General features: G+C 46.5%; 1 protein-coding gene. It reads left to right on the top strand.

The features are described from left to right. A partial coding sequence (locus MHM99_RS21080; RefSeq protein ID WP_239220463.1) for an IS4 family transposase occupies positions 1 to 1,225 on the top strand: 1,225 nt, incomplete at its 5' end. Positions 1,226 to 1,244 lie beyond the last annotated feature (19 nt).

Genomic DNA, 1,244 nt, shown 5'->3' with positions numbered 1-1,244 from the left:
AAAAAAAACCAACACAGAAAACACCATGAATGCACGCTCTATATTGAACAATCTTGTCTCTTTTGTCAGCCATAAAATGCATAAAACCCGCAAACAGGCCGTTGTCGCCTGTGTGCGAAGCTTGATTGAGAGCGGTTCGGCCACTGTGACCAGTATGGGGCGCGGTATCCGTTCCAATGCCTATGAGAAACACCGTATTAAGCGGGCTGACCGGCTGTTATCTAATGGTCACCTCCAGCGTGAAGTACCGTTTATCTATGCAATGATTTGCCGGTTATTTTGTACCTGTAAACATCCTGTCATTGCCGTTGACTGGTCAGATTTGGATAAGTGCAAAAAGCACTTTTTACTTCGCGCCGCAATTGTCGTTAAAGGGCGGCCTATTACCCTTTATCAGGAAGTGCATGATAGAAAAGCCAGTGCAAAAGCGACTACACATAGAGACTTTTTAGAGATATTGCACACGCTCTTACCGGATACCTGCCAGCCCATTATTGTCACTGATGCGGGCTACAAATCGCCGTGGTTTCGTGAAGTGCAGGCATTGAGATGGCATATTGTCGGACGTGTGCGAAAGCCACATTTATATTCGCTGGATGGCGGTAATGAATGGCAATCTATCGCTGAGCTTTATCTAAAGGCTACAACACGGCCCAAGCGATTTGATAACGCGCTTATCGTCAAGTCACGACCTTTTGCCTGTACCTTGGTGTTGGTTAAAGAGAAAGCGAAAGGTCGACGAGCGTTTAATGCCAATGGCTCGCGCCAACGGGATACCAATTCATTGAAATATGCTGATGGCGCAAGAGATCCGTGGCTACTGGCGACGTCATTGCCCTACCATCGTCACTTATCTAAACAAGTCATCGATATTTATCGCCAGCGCATGCAAATAGAAGAAGGCTTTCGGGATATGAAAAGCACGCGCTTTGGTCTGGGGTATGAAAATAATCGCAGCACAACCAAGACACGCATTACTGTTCTGGTCTTGCTTACCACACTGGCTTCGTTAGTGGCTGTACTGTTGGGCATGCTATTAGTTGTCAGTAACAAGCATCGACGCTTTCAGGCAAATACCGAAACAAAATCCGTACTATCCTTTCACTTTCTTGGCTTGAGAGCTTTTAACACCTCAATGCGATTTACCCTGCATCAGTGGAAAAAGACGATCCGCTGGCTTGATGAACTCACCGCTGAAGCTTGCATGAGCAAGATTACATGCTAAATTCGTGGGGATCCCTCAG

This window comes from Alteromonas sp. MmMcT2-2, from assembly GCF_022348305.1.
Classification (GTDB): Bacteria; Pseudomonadota; Gammaproteobacteria; order Enterobacterales; family Alteromonadaceae; genus Alteromonas; species Alteromonas macleodii.
Note: the sequence above shows the minus strand (reverse complement) of the source record. Positions and strands in the feature narration are given on the sequence as shown.